The 1,229-nt window shown below is 66.7% G+C and carries 1 protein-coding gene; it reads right to left on the minus strand.

Annotated features, from left to right (window positions below; genetic code table 11):
* A partial coding sequence (gene hutU, locus AB4Y42_RS43985) for a urocanate hydratase (RefSeq protein WP_368697859.1) occupies positions 1-1,229 on the minus strand: 1,229 nt, incomplete at its 3' end.

Here is a 1,229-nt window from a genome sequence, read left to right on the forward strand (position 1 = left end):
CCCTGGAACGCGATGCGCTCGCGCGCCATGTCGAGCCAGTTGTGCAGGTGCGGATCGTCCGGGATCAGCTCCTTGAGCTTGGCATCGGTCTTGTAGATGTCCTCGGGGTCGCCCGAGAGCGCCACCCAGCGGAACGGGCCCTTGCCCTCGCAGAACAGCGGGCGGATATACGCCGGCACGAAGCCCGGGAAATCGAACGCGTTTTCCACGCCCATTTCCAGCGCCATCTGGCGGATGTTGTTGCCGTAGTCGAGCGTGGCCGCGCCGCGCTCCTGCAGCGTGAGCATCGCGCGCACCTGGTGGGCCATCGACTCCTTCGCGACCTTCACGATACTTTCCGGCGCGACCTTCTGCGCTTCGCGCCACTGCTCCACGGTCCAGCCCTGCGGCAGGTAGCCGTGGATCGGGTCGTGCGCGCTCGTCTGGTCGGTCACGCAGTCCGGCGTGATGCCGCGCTTCACGAACTCGGCGAACACGTCGGCGGCATTGCCGAGCAGGCCCACCGAAACCGGCTTGCCCGTTTTCTTCGCTTCCTCGACGATGGCCAGCGCCTCGTCGATGGTCTTGGCCTTGCGGTCCACGTAGCGCGTCTTCAGGCGGAAGTCGATGCGCGTCTCGTCGCATTCCACCGCGATCATCGAGAAGCCCGCCATGGTCGCCGCGAGCGGCTGCGCGCCGCCCATGCCGCCGAGACCGCCCGTGAGGATCCAGCGGCCCTTCGGGTCGCCGTTGAAGTGCTGGTTCGCGACCGAATAGAACGTCTCGTAGGTGCCCTGCACGATGCCCTGCGAGCCGATGTAGATCCAGCTGCCCGCCGTCATCTGGCCGTACATCATGAGGCCCTTGCGGTCCAGTTCGTGGAAGTGTTCCCACGTGGCCCAGTGCGGCACGAGGTTCGAGTTCGCGAGCAGCACGCGCGGAGCGTCCGCATGCGTGCGGAACACGCCCACCGGCTTGCCCGACTGGATCAGCAGCGTCTCGTCCTCGTTCAGGTCCTTGAGCGACGCGAGGATCTGGTCGAAGCACTCCCAGTTGCGCGCGGCGCGGCCAATGCCGCCGTACACCACGAGCGCATGCGGATGCTCGGCGACTTCGGGGTCCAGATTATTCTGGAGCATCCGGTAGGCGGCTTCCGCCAGCCAGGTCTTGCAGACCTTCTCGCTGCCGCGCGGCGCGCGGATCGTGCGGGTCGGGTCGAGGCGCGGGTCGGTGAAGTTCGGTTGGTTCAT

Origin of the sequence: Paraburkholderia sp. EG286B, from assembly GCF_040965655.1 — a bacterium.
GTDB lineage: Bacteria > Pseudomonadota > Gammaproteobacteria > Burkholderiales > Burkholderiaceae > Paraburkholderia.